Annotated in this window: 2 protein-coding genes; both read right to left on the bottom strand. The window is 71.3% G+C overall.

Going from position 1 to position 1,238, the window contains the following annotated elements; genetic code table 11:
• Positions 1-718 (bottom strand): zf-HC2 domain-containing protein (locus tag U9980_RS12500; RefSeq protein ID WP_322768059.1); only part of this gene is annotated, 718 nt, incomplete at its 3' end.
• Positions 715-1,238, bottom strand: a 524-nt coding sequence (locus tag U9980_RS12495; RefSeq protein ID WP_322768058.1) for an RNA polymerase sigma factor, incomplete at its 5' end; no start/stop codon positions are given. The genes U9980_RS12495 and U9980_RS12500, both read right to left, overlap by 4 nt.

The raw sequence follows: 1,238 nt of genomic DNA, 5'->3' as shown, positions 1-1,238 counted from the left end.
GCCCGCTGCGGCGGAGCTGCTCGGCGATCCGTTCCATGGCGCCATACCAGGCCGACCAGGTGCGTCCGGTCGTCCAGTCATGTTGGTGAGCGTGGACGGCGGCGGTCCGTTCATCCAGGTCGGTGCTGTGCACAGGCGGATCCACCGCCAGGCCGATCCCGGCCGCGACCAGCCCGTCGGAGGCGGCCAGATGCGCGACGAGCTCGCGGGTGTTCCAACCGTTGACGATCTCGCGCGTCCAGTCGTCGGCGGTGAGCTCGGCAAGCAACCGGTCGACGGCGCCAACCTGGGTGAGGTAGGGATCTGCGATCTCCGGTGCCACCGGCGTGGCCGGACGGCGAGTCAGAGCCGCCGCCATGACCGCGGCCAGGGCGGCGGAACCGGCCGGGTCCACCTCGGTGGCTACCGCATCGGCCGCCTCGGCGGCTATCTCATCGGCTACATCGCGGAGCATGTCGCCGGACACCTCGCAGGCCAGGTCGTGCCGCTGCCGGCCGACAAGACCGACCAGGCCGATGCTGAGCGTCTCGGCCGTGACCAGGCAGTGCTCGCACCGGCCGAGGTGCGTGTCGACGATGACCGTCTCGTCGGGATCGCAGGCGCCGAGGAGGTAGGCACCGAGAAGGTCATCGACATGTCCTCCGTGGCCGTCGGGGGCCGGATTCCGCAACGGGTGCGCGGGCGCAAGGTCGTGCGGTTCGACCTTCCTGGCGCTCACACGTGAACCCCTTCGCGCTCCAACCGGACCGCAAGTTTCTGCAGGGCAGCGCGGATCCGGGATTTTGCCGTGCCTTCCGGAATGGTGAGTCGGGTTGCCACCTCACGGTAGGTGTAGCCGTCGAAAAAGGCGAGTTCCACCGCTTCGCGCAGCAGCGACGGGAGATCCGCCACACCACGACGCACGATCGCCGCGGTGACCTCGGTCAGCACCACCGTGTCGGCGGCCGGGCCGTCGGGCGTTGCGGCCAGTTCCCGGGCGACGGTCTCGGACGGCCTGCGCGCGCTTTCCCGCCGGACCCAGTCCACCGCCCGACGCCGGGCCATGACGACCAGGTAGGCGCGCAGGCCGCCGCGGTCAGGATCAAACCGCAACGGGTGCTCCCACAGGTGCACCAGGACGTCCTGGACGACCTCGGCCGCGGCTTCGCGGTCCGCGGTGATCTGGGCGGCCGCGGCGGCGAGGTAGCGGGCGTAGCGCGCGTGCACCTGCGCGAGCGCGTCGGCGTCGCCGGCGGCGA

The organism is Protofrankia sp. Cr1 (assembly GCF_963555865.1).
GTDB lineage: Bacteria > Actinomycetota > Actinomycetes > Frankiales > Frankiaceae > Protofrankia.
This window is presented reverse-complemented; position numbering and strand designations above follow the sequence as displayed.